The following is a 22,121-nucleotide window of genomic DNA, read 5'->3' as shown; positions in this document are numbered from 1 at the left end:
AATGAGTATCAAGCAACAAGGTTATTTTTGCACTTATTTACAAAAAACACGTAGAAATACGGGCCAAAAAAAATGTAAAAGTTTAAACAAAAGTTAAAAAAGTAAATAAAGGCAAACAATTTAACATTAATTGTTTGCCTTTCATTCAACTTAATTTTGTCTACTAAAATTTTAAGATTCCAAAATAGTATTAATTTGTTTAAACAATTGACCGTCGCTTAAAAAAGCACCTTGCTGAATCAATTCAAAAATAGACACATTTCTGTCTTCAGTAAATACTTTTTTCCCAACTTTCATTTCAATCGTTTCTGTAAACATATTATCACTTAACCATTGCAAACCATCCTTAGTTAAAAAGTCTGTTTCCGGCACCAGTGATTTTAACACTATTGATTGAACATGTGTTTCAAAACACTGAAATAAAAAGATATGATTTTTCGAGAAATGCTCCAAAAATTCTGCTCTTGATAAAACACCCTCCCAGATCAAATCAGAGAAAACATCAAGTTCCTGTTCAGCAACCTCAGGTTTATTTATTTTAAGAGAATCCCATTCCGCTTTGTCAATAGCCTGCGTAGCCAAAAAGCTGGCAAATTCTGCGTGCAATTCATCAAATTGCTCTTTTGTAAGTCTTGCGTATTTCATTTATTTTCTTTCTTTAAACACTCTAAAAAGAGCTTTACCATTTTTTGTTGTTATTATTCAAAAAAAAGCCCCCGCAAATGCGAGGGCAAATTTATAACTTTTTTTCCTTTACTAGAAAATGTATCTGATACCAAATTGCATTTGCCATCTTGATGTTAAACTGGCATCATAACTAAAGGTTTTAGTTGGTGCATTATTAAAAGTATAAGTTGGTGTATTTCCTGCCACAGTCACTCCTATTGGCTGAACACTGGTTGGAACCTGAACAACTCCCCAATCTGAATTTATCAAATTTCCAAAATTCAAAATATCAATACTAAATTGAATTGTATTCTTTTTTTCAGAAGCAGATGAAACTTTAAAATTATAATCTTGTAATAGTTTTAAATCGCATCTTCCTCTCCATGGAGATATTGCACCATAACGATCTGCATACTGCCCTCTCCTATCTCTCATATACTTATCCTGAGCTATAAATTTATCAAAAGCTTCAGCCTGACCAGCTCCGCTAAAAGTCATCTGACCGATTTCTGCAGTTGTAGGTATGTAGATTAGATCATTTACAGCTGATCCATCTCCATTAATATCACCTCCATAAGTGTAATTAAAACGTCCTCCCTGAGCATATTCTAAAAATGTTGAAACTGTTGTAGCCCATTTGTCATGACCATACTTCCATTTTTTAGAAGCCACTCCAATAAAACGATGATTGTCACCATATTTGGAATTCGATAATACATCATTATTTACATTTCCAAGCGCCGGATTAAAAGCAAAAGCATCTCCTGTAATTTCAGCCTCAATAGAATTGACATCTTTTGATTTCAAATAATTATAAGCAACACTGGCGTATAAACCATTTTCAAAGTTTTTTTGCAATTTAACCGTTGCATTAAAAGCACTTCCTTTGTCTGAGTTCGTCATTACATAAGCATCATTTTCTCCGTGATCTGCCGCAACATAAATTGCTCTATTGTCTACGCCTGCTAAAGTTCCTGTTGGAGGTTTTAATCCCCAGTTTTGAACATGTACTGCATTGATATCTTTATTATAAGACAAATCTAATGTTACAATATAATTACTTTCAAAACGATGATCAAATCCTAAACTTGTTCTCCAAACCTGAGGCCATTTATAATCCGGATCCATAATTTGCAGGAAACTGTCATCAGCACCACTCACCTGATTTCCTAACCATACAAAAGGAATTCTTCCGGTAAAAACCCCAGAACCACCTCGTAGCTGAGAAGTAGCATCACCTTTAACATCCCAGTTAAAACCAACTCTTGGCGACCATAAAATTCGATCGCTTGGCAAATCTGTTGAGATTAAAGGTTCAGCTTCTCCTGTTTGAGGATTATAATAAGCAATACCATTATCTCTGCCAGCGCCTCCATTATCAGTATCTATATATTTCTGAATCAAATCAGCGGTGTTAAAATACAATGGTTTATCTATTCTTAAACCAACAGATAATTTAAAATCATCATTTAAACTAATATCATCCTGTGCATAAAATGCTAATTGACCTACATTTAATTCAGCCAATTTCCAACCACCGTCTGCCCCAACTTCAAATTGACTTTTTGTATTAAATGTATCTTGCGCATATTTAAGGTTTTGCGCAATGATACTCGTTGCATAAGGCTGAGCGGCATCATTTAAGAAATCCTGAGTAGTGAAATAAGGAGTAAAAAAAGTTCCTGCATAACCATTTGGATTTCCAAAATTGTCATATCCAGCTAAATTGAAAGAATTTTTAAATCCAAATTTTTCAAAAGAAGTTCCAAAAGTAAAGACATGTTTACCAACTGTATACGTCAAATTATCTGTAATCTGAAATACTTTCTGGTCTAAAGTATTATTGATCGAAAAAGGTTCATGCCCTGCGATGATATAATTAGAACCTGCACCATCCTGAATATTAATTACAGGAGCCGGAACAGAAAACGGCACACGATAATCATTAAAATGAGAATATCCAGCCTGCAGTTTATTTGAAACTTTTTCGCTGAATTTAGAATTAAGTTCCACTAAAAAGGAGCTTAAATTATTATTGATTTGATAACCCGAATTTCTAAACTGCAATATTGAAGCATTTGGTCCTCTAAAACCTAAGGCTGTTGGGTGAGCCGGCTTATCTTTTGAAGCATCCAGGAAATTATAAATAACAGCCAATTTATGGTTGTCATTAATATTCCAGTCTACTTTTATAATTCCTTTATTAGAGTTCGATTCGTGTATAAATCCCTGATAAGCTCCCGTATCATATCCCAAATCTGATAGCGCTTTTGAAACCGCAATTAAATCAGACTCCATAACCCTTGATTCATTAATTCCTGTTACACCATCATTGTTGTTTGCAACGAAATTTGATCCTAAATCACTTCGTTTGTCGATTTCGAAATTTCCAAAAATGAATAACTTGTCTTTAATAATAGGTAGTCCTACACTAGCACCAGCCTGAGTTTGCTCCAAAGTTGGTACAAATATTTTTTCTCCTTTAATTTTACTTCCCGTCAAATCCTGATTTCTGTAAAATGCGTAAGCCGTACCGTGAATTTCATTTGATCCCGATTTCGTAACGGCATTTACAGAAGCTCCGGTAAATCCTGATAATGTTACATCGTAAGGTGCGGTTGCTACCTGAATTTGCTCAATTGCATCTAATGAAATAGGCTGAGCACCAGTTTGCCCACCAGGAGTCGCAGCATCCAGTCCAAATGGATTATTAAAAACAGCACCATTTAAAGAGTAATTATTATACTGATCATTTCTTCCTCCAAAAGAACCACCGCTTGCCGTTGGCTCTAAACGAGTAAAATCTTCGGCAGATCTTGAGATTGTAGGTAAAGCTGTTAATTCCCTTCTGCCAATTGTAGTTTCAGCACCGGTTTTTCCGCTTTTAAAAACTTTGTCCTTAGTTACAATTTTAACTTCCTCCAATGCCTGACTCGCATCTGCTAAAACCACATCAATATTAAAAGGTTTACCTAAATCAAGATAAATATCATCATATTCCTGATTTTGAAAACCTACAAAACTTACTACAATTTTGTAAGGACCTCCAATTCTCATGTTTAAAATACTAAACCTTCCATCTTCATTGGAAACAGCTGAATACTTACCTCCTGTTGGAGTATGAATCGCTAAGATCGTAGCACCTGGTAGTAGCTCATTGGTGGAGCTTTTTACAATACCCTTAATACTCGACGTCGTTGTTTGCCCTACGGCTGCGGTTAAGGCCAGCAAACATAACAATAATGCAAAGATTTTTTTCATTTTCCTGATTTTGAGTGAGTTATTATTCTCAAAATTAGGCAAAAAAAAACCACTCCTAAGAGTGGTTTTTATATTTTATTAACAAGAAGTTAACAAAATGTTATTTTTCAGCGATAATCTCGTATGGTAAGTCAACGATAACATCTCTGTGTAAACGGATGCTAGCAGAATATTTTCCAGTACGTTTTACGATACCACTAGTGATGAATTTTCTATCAATAGCGTTACCTGATTTCTCTAATGCTTCAGCAATGTCGATGTTTGTGATAGAACCAAAAAGTTTTTCTCCACCAGCTTTTGCAGTAAGTTTAATCTCAAGAGCTTTTAAAGTTTCAGCTAATGCTTTAGCATCAGCAACCACTTTAGCTTCTTTATGTGCTCTTTGTTTTAGGTTTTCAGCTAAAACTTTTTTAGCAGAAGGAGTTGCTAATGAAGCAAAACCTTGAGGGATTAAAAAGTTACGACCGTAACCAGGTTTTACAGATACTACATCATCTTTAAATCCTAAGTTCTGTACGTCTTGTTTTAAAATAAGTTCCATGTTGTTGTCCTTATATTTTAGAAGTTAGGTTCTGCTTTAACAGAAACCAGCGACTAGAGTTTTTAATTATTTTAATAAATCGGCCACGTATGGCATTAAAGCTAAGTGACGAGCTCTTTTTACAGCTACAGAAACTTTTCTTTGGTATTTCAATGAAGTTCCAGTTAAACGACGAGGAAGAATTTTTCCTTGCTCATTAACGAATTTCAATAAGAAATCAGCATCTTTATAATCGATATATTTGATTCCTGATTTTTTGAAACGACAGTACTTTTTAGTTTTGTTAGTTTCAATGTTTAAAGGCGTTAAATATCTGATATCTCCGTCTTTTTTTCCTTTTGCAGATTGTTCGATTGTAGACATAATAATTACGCTTTAGTAGATTTTAATTTAGCTCTTCTTCTCTCCGCCCATGAAATAGCATGTTTGTCTAAACTTACAGTTAAGAAACGCATAACTCTTTCGTCACGTCTAAATTCAGTTTCAAAAGCAATTAGAACTTCTCCAGCTACTTTGAATTCGAATAAATGGTAAAAACCACTTTTTTTGTTTTGGATTTCGTAAGCCATTTTTTTCAGACCCCAATCCTCTTTCGATACCATTTCAGCTCCTCTACTAGTAAGAAATTCTTCAAATTTCGTTACTGTTTCCTTCACCTGAACCTCAGATAAAACGGGATTTAAAATGAAAACAGTTTCATAATGATTCATAAATACAATATTTATTTGTTAAAATTGGGTGCAAAAGTAACCATTCTTTTTATATATACAACACTTTTTTTACTTTATTCGTTGTAATGTAAAAAATAAGGTCTAAGTTTAGTTTTTTTCCTAGAAAAATAATACATTTACTACTGCTATCCTGAATTTATTCTAAATTTAAATGTTATGAAACTAAACTGTGTTGTTGTAGATGATAGTTCTATACAGAGGACAATTATTGCAAAATTAGTTAATAATCACCCAGGTTTGCACTTAATCGGGGACTTTTCTAATGCAATAGAAGCAAAAAGTTGTATCTCTTTAAATAATATCGATCTAATTTTTCTAGATATTGAAATGCCTGTTATCAATGGTTTTGATTTCCTTGACGGACTAAAATCTAAGCCTCAGATTATATTTATTACTTCTAAAGCCGAGTATGCCTTAAAAGCTTTCGACTATGATGCTACTGATTATCTTCAGAAGCCCATTGCCGTTGACCGTTTTAATGCTTCCGTAAAAAGAGCAATAGATATGCATCTGCTTAAAAAAGAGGTAAAAGAGGAAGAAGGCGAACATATCTTTATTAAAAGTAACCTTAAAAAGCTTAAAATTTTCACGTCGAAAATTAAATGGATTGAAGCTTTTGGAGATTATGTAAGAGTAGTCACAGAAGACGACAGCAACCTGGTTCTTTCGACAATGAAATCTTTTGAAAATGATTTATCAAAAGACAAATTTATTCGAGTACACAAATCCTATATTATTAACATAGACAAAGTGGAACGCTTCAATAGTAAATTTGCCGAAATTGGAATCACAAAAATTCCATTAAGCCGAAACAAAAAAGAAGATTTAGTCAAAGCATTGTCAACATCGTCTTAACTAATAAAAATCGACGTTAACAATTACTTTTATAGCTCTGTACTGAGCAACAGCTTCAAAACTATTCAACATTTTCTGAATAGTTTTTTTTGTGTTTCCTAAATGCAGGTTTTGCGGAATCTTAATCAAAATCGTTCTGATATATTCATTTCTGATTCGGCTGATCGCTGGTTCTTCCGGACCTAAAACCGGCATGTTTAAGTTCTGACTCAAAACCTGGTACAGCCACATTGATCCTTCTTTTAATTTTTCAAAATCTTTGTGCTTTAAAGTCAGCTTTATAATTCTGAAATAAGGCGGGTATTTATAGATTTGTCGGTCGTATAATTGCTCTTTATACATACCTATATAATTATGTGTTGTAACCTGCTGGATTGTGTTATGATTAGGATTATAAGTCTGAATCACAACTTTTCCTTGTTTTTCTGACCTTCCTGCCCTACCAGCAACCTGTGTCATCATTTGAAAACTGCGCTCAAAAGCCCTAAAATCAGGATGATGCAACATATTATCGGCATTCATAATTCCAACTAGACTTACATTATCAAAATCTAAGCCTTTAGCCAGCATTTGTGTACCAACTAAAATATCAATTTCTCGATTTTTAAAAGTGTCAATAATTTTCTCAAAACCAAATTTACCTCTTGTTGTATCCTGATCCATTCTTCCGGTTTTAGCTTTAGGAAAAAGAGAAATTAACTCCTGTTCGATTTGCTCTGTACCGAAACCTTTTGTGGTTAAATCAATACTTGAACAACTATGACAATGCGTTGGTTTAGCAATTGAATACCCACAATAATGACATCTCAATTGATTTTTATTTTTATGAAAAGTCAAACTCACATCACATTGTTGACAATGCGGAACGTGACCACAAGTCATACATTCTATTATTGGGGAATACCCTCTTCTGTTTTGAAATAAAATTACTTGTTCGCCCAAAGCCAAAGCTTCTGTAATTTCTTCAATTAAAAGATCACTAAAATGGCCCGTCATCCTTTTTCTGAAATGCTTGTCTTTTAAATCAACCAAAATAACTTCAGGCATTCGAACATTATTATAACGTTCTCTGATCGTAACTAAACCAAATTTTTCAATTTGTGTATTAAAATACGTTTCAATACTTGGAGTTGCTGATCCTAAAAGCACTTTGGCATTATGAAAATTAGCCAAAACAATTGCCGAATCGCGAGCGTGATATCTCGGCGCCGGATCTGTTTGTTTAAAAGTCTGCTCGTGCTCTTCATCCACAATCAATAATCCAAGATTATTAAAAGGTAAAAACAAAGCCGACCTCGCTCCTATTACAATTTGAGCTTTATCAGAATTCTCCAGCGTTTGTTTCCAAACCTCTACCCTTTCATTGTTACTATATTTAGAATGAAAAACAGCAACCTTATCTCCAAAATGATTTCTAAGACGAGAAACCAACTGAGTTGTCAATGCAATTTCAGGCAATAGATACAAAACTTGTTTTCCTGTTTCTAAATACTCCTCAATTAACTTAATGTATATTTCAGTCTTTCCGCTTGACGTTACGCCATGAAGCAGACAAACTTCTTTTTCTACTAAACTATTTTTAATTTCATTAAAAGCCCTTTCCTGCGCTTCACTTAATTGCAATTGTTTTTCAGAAGCTTTTCCATCAAAAGATACTCTATCATGCTGTAGATAATATTCTTCAAAAATTTCTTTTTCAATTAATGTTTTTACAATCGTCGCAGTTGAATTTGAAACTTCAGTCAATTTCTTAACGGTAATCGGTTTCTTTTCTGAAGCATTAATCTGAAAATAAGCCAAAACAATTTCTTTTTGTTTACTCGATCTTTTCAGAAATTCTAACAACTCATTTAAACCATTATCTGATTCATATTTTGAATGCAATTTTACATATCGAACCAGTTTAGGCTTGTAGCTTTCTTTTATTTCTTCTTCTAAAACAATGATATCCTTTTCCATTAATTTTTGAAGAACAGGAAGAATATTTTTTTTATTTAAAATCGAAATAATCTCCTGAACTTTCAAAGAACTCTGCTGTTGTAAAGCTTCATAAACCAAAAACTCATCGTCAGAAAGTTCATTTTGATTCACAATAACATCAACTTTATGTGAAATAATCGTTTCACTTTCAAGCAATAATCCACTCGGAAAAGCACCTCGATACACATCGCCTATACCACACATATAATAATTTGCAATCCAAAGCCAATGTTTAATCTGAGTTTCGGTAGCAATTGGTTTTTCGTCTAAAATCTGGTGAATTTCTTTGGCTTCATATAAAGTCGGAGCATTTTCATGAATATCCAAAACAAGTGCAGTATATATTTTACTTTTAATAGGCACCGCCACCCGCATTCCTTTTTTAATAAAATGGAACTCGGTCTCAGAAACACGATAAGTAAGGGGCTTAACTAATGAAAGTGGTAAAATAACTTCGACAAAAAACATGCGCTTTTTTTATAGGATTGAGATAATTATTTTTTGGCCGAAATTTTTTCAGCGTTATATTCCTGAACCAAATTCAAAGTATGTTTTAAAGAGGTTAAATCTTTCCAATCATCATGACCGGTAATAATATATTTAGGATTCATAAATTTAGACTGCACTTTTTTAATCGATTTTCCCCACTCTTTTACATCGGCATCACCTAAATATCCTAAATCTTTTGCTTCTGCACTTTTGATGAAACAACCTCCATAAAGCACTTTTTCTTTATCAAACCAAACTACAATATTGTCCGGAGCATGTCCTTTTCCCGGATAATAAACCTGAAAAGTATGTTGGCCTACTGTAAATATTGTATCACTCGGAATTACAAATTCAGCTCTATTTTGATCTTTCTCTTTAAGGATTTTGTCCGTTGCTTTTATAGTATACGTTTTAATCCCTTTTTGTCTGTAAAACCCCAGACCTCCTGCACGATCATCATGAGAGTGCGTTGCAAAACACATAATGACATCTTTATTATGTCTTGCTTTAATCGTATCTAACAAAGGTTGAAACTGCGTTTGATCCCAAGGAGCATCAAACAACACAACACCTTTATCTGTAACAAGATATAATGCATTGGCAGAAATCAAAGTTCCTTTGTAATCATGAAATGTCTTATAAACATAAAAGTCACCTGTAAGATGACTTATTTGTAATGGCGAATTCTTAGATTGTCCAAAACTATTGGATAGTATTGCTAAGAATAAAATTATCGAAGCTAATTTTCGCATATTCTTTTTATTTCACTCGTGTCCAGTATTGCGTTCTTCCCATAATAGAAATCCCAACATAACCACGAAGTTTTAATTTATCTGCTGATTCTAATTCAATATAACACTTGTATTTTTTACCATTTGTTGGATCTAAGATTGATCCTCCATTGTATTCAGAACCATCTTTTTTAAGTCCGTTAATGATAATCATACCTAAAATTGGTTTGTTTTTTTCAGCACCTTCACATTTAGAGCAAACATCTTTTTTATGGCTCTCACGAAGTATTTCTACAACCTTGCCGTATATTTTTCCTGATTTTTCATAAACCTCTACTACTGATTTTGCTTCACCAGTTTCATCATCAATGGTTTTCCATTTTCCAATAACGCTTTGTCCTTGCATTGTACTTAATGTCAAGAAAAAAACACCAATTGCTAACATCCAATTTTTCATATTATTTATTTTTTTTTTGTTTTAATTTTCTGACAGAAGCATTCAATTCGAACCCTAAAAGCAGAATCATACAGTTGATCCAAATGTAAAACATTAGAATTAATAATGTCCCAATTGAACCATAAAGTTCGTTATATTTTGAGAATTTTATAACCCAAATCCCAAAAAAGAACGAAGATATAACAATTAAGATCGTTGTAAAAACAGATCCTATGCTAATAAAAGGCACTTTGTTATACTGTTTTGTACCATAACGTAATAATATTGAAGATGTTATAAGAATCATTAAAATAACGAACAAATATCTCCCTAAAATAATGAGCGGAATACGATCACTCAACACATCCTGAATGATTGTTTTTTGAATAAATACCTCAAAAACGACAATTGTAGCCACGGTAACGAATAATATAATAGTCATGATGAGCGAAATCGCCAACGCAACTAAATACTGACTAAACCATCCGCGTTTATCAAAAACATGTTTGGAAGATTCAAAACCACTTAAGATTCCGTTAATACCATTTGCCATCAAAAAAATAGAAAGCAAAAATCCAGAAGAAAGTAATCCCGAATGACTATTATTTAAGATATCACTAATGATTTTGCTAATTGCATCGTATGTATTTGGCGGAACTCCCTGCTGTACAAATTGAAGAAAATCATCCTGAAATCCCTCAATAGGAATAAACGGAATTAAGTTTAAAATAAATAATGCAAAAGGAAACAAAGCCATGAAAAAGCTAAAAGAAACAGCACTCGCATGATACGAGAAAGCCCCTTCCAAAATTCCGAGTACATACATTTCAAGCAAATCGTACAACGAAAACCCTTCAAGCCAAGGAAATTTTATACTCTTAAAAAGACGAGCTACAGAACGTACAATCGGGACCTTTTCAATCTGATCTTCAATTTCTTGAGACATATATTTATTTTAGATTTTAGACTTCTTAGATTTTTGGATTGTTAGATTAAAGCATTCTGTGCCATGTCAACAATTAACCATTAACAATTAATAATTAATTTAAAACGCTTTCAAACTCAAATCCATATTATAAATTGAATGCGTCAATGCTCCTGATGAAATGTAATTTACTCCGCAAAGTCCATATTCGCGAATGGTTTTTTCATTGATATTTCCAGACGATTCTGTTTGGCATTTTTTACCAATTAAAGCCACTGCTTTTTTAGTATCTTCATAATTGAAATTATCGATCAGGATTCTGTGAACGCCATCACTTAAAAGAATTTCACGAATTTCATCTAAATTTCGTGCTTCAACAATGATCTTTAAATCGAGATTATTCGCTTTCAAATACTCTTTTGTTTTTTTTATAGCAAGTGTTATTCCGCCAGCAAAATCAATATGATTGTCTTTAAGCATGATCATATCATATAAAGCATAACGATGATTTTCGCCTCCTCCTATTTTTACAGCCCATTTTTCTGCTACTCTAAAATTTGGCGTTGTTTTGCGTGTATCTAATATTTTAGCCCCCGTTCCTTCTAAAAGCTGCATTAACTGACTGGTTTTGGTAGCAATCGCAGACATACGCTGCATGGTATTCAAAACCACTCTTTCCGACTTTAAAATAGACTGCGAACTTCCTGAAACTTCAAAAACCACATCGCCATATTCCACATTCGTTCCGTCTTCTATGAAAGTCTTTATTTTTAATTTTGGATCTACATATTCAAAAATCATTTTTGCCAATGCAACACCGGCAATAATTCCCTGATCTTTTACCAATAATTTAGCTTGTCCGTGCGCTGTATCAGGAATACAGGCCAATGAACTATAATCTCCCGGGCCTACATCTTCTCGAATTGCATTGCTGATCAATAATTGTAATTCGGTTTGAAATTGTGCTTCGCTAATCATTTTTCTTAAATTTTATAAGATGCTAAAGTAGAACTTATTTTGTGGATTTGAAAGCTCCTTTAACACGAAAAGTCAATTAGTATCTTAATTATCCCTTTTTATTTACCATGAAGATATTAAGAAAAATTAAGCTTTTCTCTTTAATAAAAGTTAATCTCTTAATGTTCAAATATTTTTATTTTTTTGTTCGCCACTAATAAAGAACATTAAATATCTTTGAGGTTTATTCAAATAAAATCATGGGATTAATTAAAGATATTTACTCCGTTTCTTTCTACGAAAAATTTGGTCAGGCTGTCGCCGAAGTGCATCCATCTTTCAAAAAAGAAAAATTCATTGAAGCCATTTACGAAGGCGATTTTGCACAAAAAGAATGGAAAGACCGCATGAAACACACTACTGTTGTCTTGCATCAATTTATGCCTGAGAATTTTCCGGAAGCCGTTGCTTTAATTGATAAAATCATTAAAAACTTAAAGAAAAACAGTTTTACTGATGGTAATCTGGCCTTCATTTTCTTTGCCGATTATATTGAAAAATATGGTTTAGAAGATTTTAAAACTTCGGCTAAAGCCTTTGTTTCTATAACACAATTTATTAGTTGTGAATTTGCTGTTCGTCCTTTCATTTTAAAATACAAAGAAAAGATGATTGATGAAATGACAAAATGGTCGTTACATGAAAATCATCATGTTCGCAGATTAGCCAGCGAAGGAAGCCGACCAAGATTACCCTGGGCAATGGCTATTCCCTTCTTAAAAAAAGATCCTACTTCAATTTTACTTATTTTAGAAAATCTAAAAAATGATCCATCTGAATATGTTCGTCGAAGCGTCGCCAATAATTTAAATGATATTGTAAAAGATAATCCGGAAATTGTACTTGAAATTGCTCAAAAATGGAAAGGCATCAGCAAAGAAACTGACGGAATTATTAAACACGGCTGTCGTACTTTATTAAAACAAGGTCATCCTGAAATCCTGAGTCATTATGGTTTGAAAAGCACTAATATTGAACTTTCAAATTTCGAAATCAAAACGCCAAAAGTCAAAATTGGAGATTATTTACAGTTTCAATTTCACTTAAACAATAAAAATGACGAAGCTAAAACCATTCGTTTAGAATACGCCGTTCATTATAAAAAATCAAAAGGCCATTTGGCTAAAAAGGTTTTTAAAATCAGTGAGAAAACCTATCAGCCACATCAATTGACTAAAGTGGAAAGAAATCAGTCTTTTAAATTAATTACGACTCGTGTTTTTCATACGGGCATCCATCAATTGTCGATTATTATTAATGGAGCGGAAAGTGAGGCTTTGGAATTTGAATTGATTGAATAAATACTTTAAACATTAAACCTAAAAAAACCTAAAATGACATTTCCCGACTATTTAAAAGAATTTGAAAGTGATTTATTAAAGTATAAGTTAGGCTTTATTCAAATTAATGCAAAACCTATACAAGAAGAAAGTAGTCTACCTTTTACTCAAAGCAAATTTTTAGGAAAACCATATTTGCCAATTAATATGGAATATCCAAAAGACAAAACAGGGAAACCAATGGTTTTGTTGGCACAGCTTAATTTTTCGGAAATTCCTAAATTAGAAAATTATCCTGAAAAAGGGATATTGCAATTTTATATTTCATCAGAAGATTGGTACGACATGAATGATTACAAAGTATTATATCATGCGGAAATCGAAAACAATCAAACTAATTTTGATTTTCTAACTGAAGAATTATATTCCGATTTTCCTGTTTATTGTGAACATAGCCTAACTTTTTTAAAACAAGAAGAATATGGAGGTGTTCTAGATTTTAGATTTGATTATAGTTTTAACGGTCTTGATTATTGGGAATTTGAGGAAAAATTGGATGAGATACAAAAAAAAGAAATTCAAAAATTGTTGTATTATGAAGGCCATAAAATTGGAGGTTATGCTTATTTTACGCAATCAGATCCAAGAGAATATGATGATAAATTAAAAAATGATGTTTTACTGCTTCAAATAGATACCGATGAAGAAATAATGTTTGGTGATAGTGGCGTTGCAAACTTCTTTATAAACAAAGAAGATTTAATTAATAAAAACTTTGAAAAAGCATATTTTAATTGGGATTGTTGCTAATTAACTAATCTTGTTTTAGCCATAAAAATTATCGCAAATTGCACTAATTTTCACTAATTTATTTGTGTTAATTTGTGCAATTCGGGTTATATTTTCAATTCAAATAGAATCTTTATAATTCTATTTCCTTACTTTTATGATTCATACCAAAAACAATTTTTCTTAATCTAAATTAAGTTACAGATCCCGGTTATCACTGTAATTTTGTTTTCAAATCAAATATAACCATGTCAAATATTAGTTTAATTATCGAAGAACGTGCTGCCAATATTGGCAATTTTATGGTAGGCAGATTATTGCCTTTCCGTGAAAAACGAGCTGTCGGACCATTTGTATTTATCGATCATATGGGACCTGCTCATTTAAGTGATCATGAAAATATGGATGTTCCTCCGCATCCGCATATCGGACTTTCAACATTGACTTTTTTATTCGAAGGAAGCATCATGCACCGCGATAGTTTGGGAACCGAATTAGAAATAAAACCGGGCGCCGTAAACTGGATGACGGCCGGAAAAGGAATTGTACATTCTGAAAGAACCCCGGAGTATTTGAGACATTCTGACAAAATGCTTCACGGTTTACAAATTTGGGTGGCGCTTCCAAAAGAATTGGAGCAAATGGATCCGAATTTTGCACATGTAGAAGCAGATGATATTCCAGCCTGGGAAGAAGATGGTGTTTCTTATAAACTAATTGCCGGAGAAGCTTTTGGTAAAAAATCACCAGTTCCGGTTTATAGTCCCTTATATTTTATTGAAATTAAAAGTACTGAAGCTAAAAAAATCAATATCGGAAAAGATTTATTCGGCGAAAGTGGATTGTATATTTTGGAAGGAAGCATCAAAAGTGGCGAGCATGTTTACGATCCAAAACAGATTCTGATTACCAATGACAGCACTTTATGTGAGTTTGAAATCTCAGAAAACAGTACTGTTTATATTTTTGGCGGACAGCCTTTTCCTGAAGAACATTTTATCTTTTGGAATTTTGTTTCATCGGATAAAGAATTACTCGAAAAAGCAAAAAAAGACTGGACAGAACAAACGTTCCCGAAAGTTCCGGGCGAAACCGAATTTGTGCCTTTACCTGAACCAAGAATCAAATAAAATATGGATACGATCTCAGCAAAAATAGATACACGTTTGTATCGAACGGAAGTAAAATCAGCAAGTGATAACGTCTTAATATCTGATGAACCCCAAGAACTGGGCGGTAAAAACTTAGGTCTAAATCCGACGGAGCTCTTGGCTGCATCATTAGCCTCTTGCACTGTAATTACATTAAGGATGTACATCAATCGCAAACAATGGAACGTATCAGAAATAAACGTCAAAATTGATTTTGAGAGAGATTCTGAACGAAGTGTATCCGTTTTCACAAGAAAAATAGAAGTAATTGGTGAAGTTGACGAAACGCAAAGACAAAGATTGGAAACCATAGCCAACAGCTGTCCAATTCATAAAACGCTAACCCATTCAATAGAAATTAAAACCACATTAATATAATTTATCATGGAAATAAATCAAATCAACGATATAAGAAAAGGCTATTTTGAAGCTTTAGAAGACGGAAAAGAAGCAGGAAAGATGACCTATACCTGGGCTGGAGATTCAAAATTCATTATCGACCATACTGAAGTTAACGAAGGATTCAACGGAAAAGGTGTTGGTAAAAAACTGCTAATGAAAGCTGTTGAATATGCCAGAAATAATAACCTGAAAATTATTCCGCTTTGTCCTTTTGCAAAAAGTGTTTTTGATAAGACGGAGGATATTCGTGATGTACTTTTTTCGTAAGGTACAGAGGTTCAAAGGTTTTATAGAGACGCACTTTTGTGCGTCTTTTTTAATTAATTATCGAAAGATTTTTTCTAAAACTTTGTCCCTTTGCTACTCTGAACCTTTGAACCTTTAAAAACAAAATTTTCAAATCTCCTCGAAAAGCCTTACATTTGCATGTAATTTAAACTTAGACTATGACGAGGATAATTACACTTTTCTGTTTTTTTATAGCGCAAATCAGCTTTTCTCAAACAGCTGACAACTATTTAGAAAAAATCAGAAACAATGAAGCTCTCTTAACAGCTTTTTTTCAACAAATGCCTAAAGGAGGCGATTTACACCATCATTTTTCAGGATCAATTTATGCAGAACCGCTTTTGGAAAGAGCTATTGCAGAAGATTTTTATTTGAATTTGGAAACCATGGCAGTCGCTAAAACAAAACCTTCAAACGGCAATTGGCAAACTTTTTCCTCTCTTAAAAATGAAGGCAAACTATCTTTTTACGAACAACAAGTAATGCAAACCTGGTCGGCAAAAGATTATAACGGCTCTGTACCTTCTGATGATTTGTTTTTTGACTCTTTTATGAAATTCGAACCAACTATCCAAGGCCATTTTGCAGAAGGAATGCTAGAATTAAAAAAACGTGCCCTTGCAGAAAATGTAAGTTATATCGAAACACAATTATCAACAATTCCTTGCGATATGAATGTTTCAGATTTAACTGATTTCAATTCAAAACTGCGTCAGGCTGCTGCTCAAAAAGATGAAAAAGCGATACTGAAACTTTTAGACGAATTGTACAAAGCGATTCAGCAGAAAGATGCCAAAAAATATGCATCTGATTTCAATACTAATTTCATAGCAAAACTTCACAAAGACTTAAAAATTGATAACGATAAATTTACAATGCGTTATCAAAACTTTGTACTTCGTTTTATGGATCCGGTTGATTTATTCAAGAATTTGACAATTGCTTTTATTTCTGCAAACGATAGTAAATTGATTGCCGGTGTAAACATTGTTTCTCCAGAGCATGGTGAAAATTCTATGAAAGATTATTGGTTACACATGGTCATGTTTAAATACTGTCACTCAAAATTTCCTGACGTAAAATATACGCTTCATGCTGGTGAACTGACTTTAGGTTTAGTTCAGCCAGAAGATTTAACCTGGCATATTAACGATGCGATTCACATTGCGGGCGCCAACAGAATTGGACACGGAGTTGATATTGCATACGAACAAAACTCCTATGATTTATTACGTTATATGGCAAAAAATAATATTCCTATCGAGATTAATCTGGCAAGTAATGAATTCATTTTAAAAGTAAAAGACGGTCGTCATCCGTTTACGCTTTACAAAGAATTTAATGTGCCAATCGTAATCAGTACAGACGATGCTGGAATTTTGAGAACCAATATGACAGAACAATATGTTTTATTGGCCAAAAGATATCCTGATGTTTCGTATGCAACTATAAAACAATACGTTTACAACAGTATCAATTATAGTTTTATTCAGGATGCTTCTGTAAAAAAGCAATTATCGAAAGATTTGGATGCCAGATTTAAAACTTTTGAAGACAAATTTTCTAAAAATTAAACTTGTCGAAATTTGTGTAAAAATATTTCACGCAGATTTACACAGATTGAAGCTGATTGACGCAGATTTTAAATAAAAATAAAAATCTGCCGAATCTTCTAAATCTGCGAGAAATAATTTTTTCTCGCAGATTTAGAAGATCAAGCAGATAAATTCATTTAATTATATGATTCTAGAAGCCGTTTTCTTATTTATAAAACCTTATTTAGCAAATCAATTCGAGGCTGATTTTGTAAAAGCAAGTCAATATATTTCGTCAATTGATGGCTATTTAGGACATCGCTTAGAGAAATGTCTGGAGGTTGATAATAAATATCTTTTATTGGTTGATTGGAATACATTGGAAGATCATACCATAGGTTTTAGAACTTCAGAAGCGTACTTAGAATGGAAAAAGATTTTGCATCATTATTACGAGCCTTTTCCAATTGTAGAACATTTTGAAACCGTTTTTAAGAATAGAAAATAGCCGATAAATTGCCAACAAATTTTACGGATCTAAAAGATTCACACAGATTTTTAATTTGTGTAAATTCGTGCAATTAGTGGCAAAAAAAAAAACAATGAACATCAAACTTATCGCCATTGGCAAAACCGACAATAAATCGTTGCAGACTTTAATCGACGATTATACCAAACGTTTGTCGTTTTATATCAAATTTGATTTGGAGATTATTCCTGACATCAAAAACGTGAAGAATTTATCTGAAAGTCAACAGAAAGAAAAAGAAGGCGAATTAATTTTGTCTAAACTTTCTCCGACAGATCAATTGATTTTATTGGATGAAAACGGGAAAAACTTCTCCAGTGTTGGTTTTTCTGAAGAATTACAAAAGAAAATGAATTCGGGAATCAAAACTTTAGTCTTTGTAATTGGCGGTCCTTACGGTTTTTCAGATACGGTTTACAGCAAAGCGCAGGGGAAAATTTCGCTTTCGCTGATGACATTTTCACATCAAATGGTGCGTTTGTTTTTTATTGAACAATTGTACCGCGGGTTTACGATTTTACGAAATGAACCTTATCATCACCAATAAGAAAGTATTCAGTAACAGTTTTTTAGTATTCAGTTCTAGTAGATAAATTCTTCTTCTTCACTTATAAAAACAAATGGAATCTTTTTATCAATTATAGTTTTTACCAGGATTTTACATTGAATATAATATCCATAAGGCATATTTTTATCGTATGAAAATATAATTTCAGCTTTTGGATTTATTACTAAGCTATCGAGAAAAGGTTTCAAATTATTTTTAGGAAAATCATAGGTTTTTCTGCCTCTGTATTCTATCATCCCATTTTTTCTGAAATACAATTGACTGGTATTTTTGCTAACAGACTCCATTTTATAATACACTTTCGTGAAAGGCAAAAAGGCTAAATTCTTTCCGATGGAATCTGCATAGGAATAATAATTTTGGGCGTTTTCGTTTTTATGGGCGCTGTCTCCTCGCTTTTTCTCCTGTAATTTCATTACTTCTGGAATCACTAATCTCAAAGGCAAACGTTTGTCAATATTGAAAATCCAATTGGTTGAGATGATGCTGTTTTTTCTATTTACTTCGGCAATTGTGTCTTTACCTTCGGTTTTGAAAAAGATATAAATTGGCGAATGATCCTGAACGTCTTTTACAAATGAAACATTTGCTTTTGGGAGTAAGACGTCTTTTTTTTCTCCACAGGAGAATAGAAGAAAAGCTATAATTAATGTAAAGTATTTCATATTTTATTTTATTTTAACCCAAAGTATGTCATTCCGACGGAGGAGGAATCCCCGCAAGTAGCTCGACAAAGTTTGGCAATTATGATTGCGGAGTTTCTTGTGGGGATTCCTCGTTCTTCGGAATGACAAACCTGTCGCATAAACTCCTCTTAAATATTCATTTTTCCAAACAAAGTAACACATTCCACAGCTTCTTTTACATCATGCACACGCAAAATTTTTGCGCCTTTGGTCAACGCAATTGTATTAACAACCGTCGTTCCATTTAAAGCTTCTTGTGCTGAATTACCAAGTGTTTTATAAATCATTGATTTTCTTGAAACTCCCGCCAAAACTGGTAATTCCAACAAATTAAAAAGTTCCATTTTTTGCAAAACTTCATAATTTTGATCGGTTGTTTTAGCAAATCCGAAACCTGGATCGAGAATCAAATCATTAATTCCGAGGCTACGCGCCTTTTTAACTTTTTCAGAAAAATAGAAAAGCATTTCTTTTACGATATCATCATATTGCGTCAAAGTCTGCATGGTTTGTGGATTTCCACGCATGTGCATCATAATATACGGAACATTGTATGCTGCAATTACATCAAACATTTTATCGTCAAGTTCTCCGGCTGCAATATCATTTATAATTGCTGCGCCGCTTTCTATACTTACTTTTGCAACTTCAGCTCTAAACGTATCTATTGACAATAAAGCGTCAGGAAAATATTTTAAAATCAATTCGATTACCGGAACAATACGCTCAATTTCTTCTGTTTCAGTAACAAATTCAGCACTTGGTTTACTCGAATAAGCACCAATATCTATAAATGTCGCACCTTCAGAAAGCATTTTACCTGCCTGAGCGATAATTTCTTCTTCATTTTTATACTTTCCTCCATCAAAAAAGGAATTCGGCGTCACATTCAAAATCCCCATTACTTTAGGAATTGACAAATCAATAAGTTGCCCTTTGCAGTTAATTAACATTTTGTTTCAAGTTTTATTTGTTTCAAGTTTCAAGTTCTCAAAGATTGCGTAAGTTCCAGAACTTGAAACTTGAAACCTGAAACTTGAAACATCATTTTTTCAGTTTCAAATTATCCCATTAACACTTTGTTTAGAAAAAACTTGAAACAAAGAAAACCTGAAACTTGAAACTCTTGAAAAATTCCTTATTTTTGAAGAAATTTTAGCAAATATACAGCAATAAATGAAGAATACTTCCCTTGAATTTGATAATGTAATTACAGTTTGCCGTACCTTATATATCAACAAAATGAAAGATTATGGTAGCGCATGGAGAATTTTAAGACTGCCTTCGCTAACCGATCAGATATTCATAAAAGCGCAAAGAATCAGAAGTTTACAGGAAAACGAAATCCGTAAAGTAGATGAGGATGAAAAAGGAGAGTTCATAGGAATCATCAATTATTCTATAATGGCTTTGATTCAATTAGAATTGGGTGTTGCAGAACAGCCAGATCTTGATGTTGAAAAAGCAACCGAATTATACGATGCTAAAATTAAACTTACCAAAGAATTAATGGAAGCCAAAAACCATGATTATGGCGAGGCCTGGCGTGATATGCGTGTGAGTTCCTTAACTGATTTGATTCTGCAAAAAATACTTCGCGTAAAACAAATTGAAGATAACAAAGGTAAAACTTTAGTTTCTGAAGGCATTGATGCTAATTATCAGGATATGATCAATTATGCTGTTTTTGCACTAATTCTTGAGCCTATAAATAAATAAAATTCCAAAAAATAAATTCCAAATTCCAATCCTAATCTTTGAAATTTGGTCCCGATACCCATCGGGAGGAATTTAAACTAAACCTATATTATGAAAAACATCATTACTCAATTCTCCCGAATATTCGTCGGCGTATTATTTATCATTTCAGGATTAATAAAACTAAATGATCCGGTTGGTTTCTCTTATAAACTGGCTGAATATTTTAGCGAGCCGGTTTTCAACATGCCTTTTTTAGAGCCATTTGCTTTAGGATTAGCTATCTTTTTAGTGATTTTGGAAGTTGTTTTAGGTGTAATGCTATTGGTTGGTTATAAAGTAAAAACTACGATATGGGCTTTATTGCTTTTAATTGTTTTCTTTACCTTCCTTACCTTTTACTCTGCTTATTTTGATGTCGTAAAAGATTGTGGATGTTTTGGAGATGCTTTGCATTTAACACCTTGGGAGTCGTTCACAAAAGATGTGGTATTGCTTTTCTTTATTTTGATCTTATTCTTCAATCAAAAATTATTAAAACCATTGTTTTTAACCCCACAAACTAATTTTGCTGTTTATGTAAGCGTTGTTTTGTGTGCTTTTATGGCGGTTTGGGTTTTAAATCACAATCCGATAAAAGATTTCCGTCCTTACAAAGTGGGAACCAATATTGAGAAAGGAATGGAAATTCCGGAAGGCGCTCCAAAGTCTGTAGTTGAAATGATTTTTATCTACAAAGTAAACGGTGTTGATAAAGAATTTGGTGAAAAAGATTTAGCAAATATTCCTGCAGGCGCTACTTTTGTAGATAGAAAAGATAAAGTGATTACCGAAGGATATGTTCCGCCAATTCACGATTTCACGATGACAAAAGACGATTCTGACTATAAAGAAGAACTTTTAAAAGAACCAAAATTATTACTTTTTGTTACTTATGATTTGAGTTTATCTGACCCGTCTGGAATGAAAAAGTTAGAAGCTTTAAACAAAGAAGCGCAAGCTAAAGGTTACAAAGTGGTTGCAATGACAGCTTCTGGAGCTGATGAAATTGCAAAAGCTAAAAAAGAATACGGCTTAAATGTTGATTTTTATTTCTGTGATGCAACAGCTTTAAAAACAATTGAAAGAGCAAACCCAAGTATTGTAGTTTTACATAATGGAACTGTGATTCAGAAAGTGCATTACAATGATATTGGAGATTTGAAATTGTAATTTCCTCTAAATAAAAAATAAAAATCGGTAGGCTATAAATAATTTAGTCTGCCGTTTTTTTTATTAAAATCCGACGTTTTTAGTTCCTAAAATCCTTCCAAAAGCAAAAAAATCGTTCCAAATTTTAGTTCATTAAAAAAAAATTCCCCATTTTTTTCATTTTTCAGGCGAACTATTACGATTTCAATCGCGTTTTTCTAACCGAAAATTCCAGTTTTGTTACAAAATAAACGACTCTTCAAATTTTGTTAATCTCCATTTGGCATTCAATTTGTTTGTTTAACTTTGTTGAGAACCTTAATTTATGAAATTGCTCTCATTTGAATTTGCAGATTCAGTTCAGAAAATACA

General features: G+C 32.8%; 23 protein-coding genes. 11 read left to right on the top strand and 12 right to left on the bottom strand.

Translation table 11 applies throughout. From position 1 onward, the window contains the following. Nucleotides 1-171 precede the first annotated feature (171 nt). From AC3ITQ_RS14115 to rpsF, 5 genes are all read right to left on the bottom strand, one after another. Complete coding sequence (locus tag AC3ITQ_RS14115) at nucleotides 172-645, bottom strand: DUF6495 family protein (RefSeq protein ID WP_489234824.1); 474 nt, start codon at nucleotides 643-645, stop codon at nucleotides 172-174. A 111-nt stretch (nucleotides 646-756) separates the two neighbouring features. Continuing rightward, entirely contained in the window at nucleotides 757-3,927 is a 3,171-nt protein-coding gene (locus AC3ITQ_RS14110; protein WP_489234823.1) for a TonB-dependent receptor, read from the bottom strand. A 100-nt stretch (nucleotides 3,928-4,027) separates the two neighbouring features. After that, nucleotides 4,028-4,468: a 50S ribosomal protein L9 gene (rplI, locus tag AC3ITQ_RS14105; RefSeq protein WP_072971140.1), complete on the bottom strand. Its 441-nt coding sequence runs from the start codon at nucleotides 4,466-4,468 to the stop codon at nucleotides 4,028-4,030. Nucleotides 4,469-4,534: 66 nt separating this feature from the next. After that, nucleotides 4,535-4,831 carry a 30S ribosomal protein S18 gene (gene rpsR / locus AC3ITQ_RS14100; RefSeq protein ID WP_002987043.1) on the bottom strand — a complete coding sequence of 99 codons (297 nt, stop codon included), beginning with the start codon at nucleotides 4,829-4,831 and terminating at the stop codon, nucleotides 4,535-4,537. Nucleotides 4,832-4,836: 5 nt separating this feature from the next. Next, a complete protein-coding gene (rpsF, locus tag AC3ITQ_RS14095) occupies nucleotides 4,837-5,178 on the bottom strand; it encodes a 30S ribosomal protein S6 (RefSeq protein ID WP_007810575.1) in 342 nt (113 codons plus the stop codon). 177 nt (nucleotides 5,179-5,355) lie between these two features. Between rpsF and AC3ITQ_RS14090 the strand changes: the two genes are divergently transcribed. Further along, complete coding sequence (locus AC3ITQ_RS14090; RefSeq protein WP_072971141.1) at nucleotides 5,356-6,054, top strand: LytR/AlgR family response regulator transcription factor; 699 nt, start codon at nucleotides 5,356-5,358, stop codon at nucleotides 6,052-6,054. On the opposite strand, the gene priA is transcribed toward AC3ITQ_RS14090, so the two are convergent. The 5 genes from priA to nadC form a co-directional block, all read right to left on the bottom strand. Continuing rightward, complete coding sequence (gene priA, locus AC3ITQ_RS14085) at nucleotides 6,055-8,502, bottom strand: replication restart helicase PriA (protein ID WP_489234822.1); 2,448 nt, start codon at nucleotides 8,500-8,502, stop codon at nucleotides 6,055-6,057. A gap of 26 nt (nucleotides 8,503-8,528) precedes the next feature. After that, a complete protein-coding gene (bla-B1-FLAV, locus tag AC3ITQ_RS14080) occupies nucleotides 8,529-9,275 on the bottom strand; it encodes a subclass B1 metallo-beta-lactamase (RefSeq protein WP_489234821.1) in 747 nt (248 codons plus the stop codon). A gap of 7 nt (nucleotides 9,276-9,282) precedes the next feature. After that, complete coding sequence (locus AC3ITQ_RS14075) at nucleotides 9,283-9,711, bottom strand: DUF2147 domain-containing protein (protein ID WP_489234820.1); 429 nt, start codon at nucleotides 9,709-9,711, stop codon at nucleotides 9,283-9,285. Between the two features lies 1 nt (nucleotide 9,712). Further along, complete coding sequence (locus AC3ITQ_RS14070; RefSeq protein ID WP_489234819.1) at nucleotides 9,713-10,636, bottom strand: YihY/virulence factor BrkB family protein; 924 nt, start codon at nucleotides 10,634-10,636, stop codon at nucleotides 9,713-9,715. 99 nt (nucleotides 10,637-10,735) lie between these two features. Continuing rightward, nucleotides 10,736-11,593, bottom strand: coding sequence for a carboxylating nicotinate-nucleotide diphosphorylase (gene nadC / locus AC3ITQ_RS14065; protein ID WP_072971146.1), 858 nt, complete (start codon nucleotides 11,591-11,593; stop codon nucleotides 10,736-10,738). Nucleotides 11,594-11,832: 239 nt separating this feature from the next. Here nadC and AC3ITQ_RS14060 point away from each other — a divergent pair, with 239 nt between their 5' ends. The 8 genes from AC3ITQ_RS14060 (at nucleotide 11,833) to rlmH (ending at nucleotide 18,153) form a co-directional block, all read left to right on the top strand. Then, on the top strand, nucleotides 11,833-12,933 hold the full coding sequence (locus AC3ITQ_RS14060; RefSeq protein WP_489234818.1) for a DNA alkylation repair protein: 1,101 nt from the start codon (nucleotides 11,833-11,835) through the stop codon (nucleotides 12,931-12,933). Between the two features lie 33 nt (nucleotides 12,934-12,966). Continuing rightward, entirely contained in the window at nucleotides 12,967-13,722 is a 756-nt protein-coding gene (locus AC3ITQ_RS14055; protein WP_489234817.1) for a YwqG family protein, read from the top strand. A gap of 227 nt (nucleotides 13,723-13,949) precedes the next feature. Next, on the top strand, nucleotides 13,950-14,831 hold the full coding sequence (locus AC3ITQ_RS14050; protein WP_489234816.1) for a pirin family protein: 882 nt from the start codon (nucleotides 13,950-13,952) through the stop codon (nucleotides 14,829-14,831). A 3-nt stretch (nucleotides 14,832-14,834) separates the two neighbouring features. Further along, nucleotides 14,835-15,230, top strand: coding sequence for an OsmC family protein (locus tag AC3ITQ_RS14045; protein ID WP_072971149.1), 396 nt, complete (start codon nucleotides 14,835-14,837; stop codon nucleotides 15,228-15,230). Between the two features lie 6 nt (nucleotides 15,231-15,236). Then, nucleotides 15,237-15,521: a GNAT family N-acetyltransferase gene (locus tag AC3ITQ_RS14040; protein ID WP_489234815.1), complete on the top strand. Its 285-nt coding sequence runs from the start codon at nucleotides 15,237-15,239 to the stop codon at nucleotides 15,519-15,521. 179 nt (nucleotides 15,522-15,700) lie between these two features. Further along, nucleotides 15,701-17,116, top strand: a complete 1,416-nt coding sequence (locus AC3ITQ_RS14035) for an amidohydrolase family protein (RefSeq protein WP_489234814.1) — start codon at nucleotides 15,701-15,703, stop codon at nucleotides 17,114-17,116. Between the two features lie 166 nt (nucleotides 17,117-17,282). Next, nucleotides 17,283-17,585, top strand: a complete 303-nt coding sequence (locus AC3ITQ_RS14030; RefSeq protein ID WP_489234813.1) for an antibiotic biosynthesis monooxygenase family protein — start codon at nucleotides 17,283-17,285, stop codon at nucleotides 17,583-17,585. 94 nt (nucleotides 17,586-17,679) lie between these two features. Then, nucleotides 17,680-18,153 carry a 23S rRNA (pseudouridine(1915)-N(3))-methyltransferase RlmH gene (gene rlmH, locus AC3ITQ_RS14025; protein ID WP_026982293.1) on the top strand — a complete coding sequence of 158 codons (474 nt, stop codon included), beginning with the start codon at nucleotides 17,680-17,682 and terminating at the stop codon, nucleotides 18,151-18,153. Nucleotides 18,154-18,188: 35 nt separating this feature from the next. On the opposite strand, the gene AC3ITQ_RS14020 is transcribed toward rlmH, so the two are convergent. Then, nucleotides 18,189-18,839, bottom strand: coding sequence for a hypothetical protein (locus AC3ITQ_RS14020; RefSeq protein ID WP_489234812.1), 651 nt, complete (start codon nucleotides 18,837-18,839; stop codon nucleotides 18,189-18,191). 149 nt (nucleotides 18,840-18,988) lie between these two features. Next, nucleotides 18,989-19,813, bottom strand: coding sequence for a dihydropteroate synthase (folP, locus tag AC3ITQ_RS14015; protein ID WP_489234811.1), 825 nt, complete (start codon nucleotides 19,811-19,813; stop codon nucleotides 18,989-18,991). Between the two features lie 223 nt (nucleotides 19,814-20,036). Here folP and AC3ITQ_RS14010 point away from each other — a divergent pair, with 223 nt between their 5' ends. After that, complete coding sequence (locus AC3ITQ_RS14010) at nucleotides 20,037-20,579, top strand: DUF1599 domain-containing protein (protein WP_072971155.1); 543 nt, start codon at nucleotides 20,037-20,039, stop codon at nucleotides 20,577-20,579. Nucleotides 20,580-20,669: 90 nt separating this feature from the next. Beyond that, the gene (locus AC3ITQ_RS14005) at nucleotides 20,670-21,770 is read left to right on the top strand and encodes a BT_3928 family protein (RefSeq protein ID WP_489234810.1); all 1,101 of its coding nucleotides are present in this window, start codon (nucleotides 20,670-20,672) and stop codon (nucleotides 21,768-21,770) included. Nucleotides 21,771-22,121 lie beyond the last annotated feature (351 nt).

The sequence above is a fragment of the Flavobacterium sp. KH_001 genome (assembly GCF_057840745.1).
The sequence above is the reverse complement of the archived record's forward strand: the minus strand, read 5'-3'. Positions and strand labels throughout refer to the sequence as shown.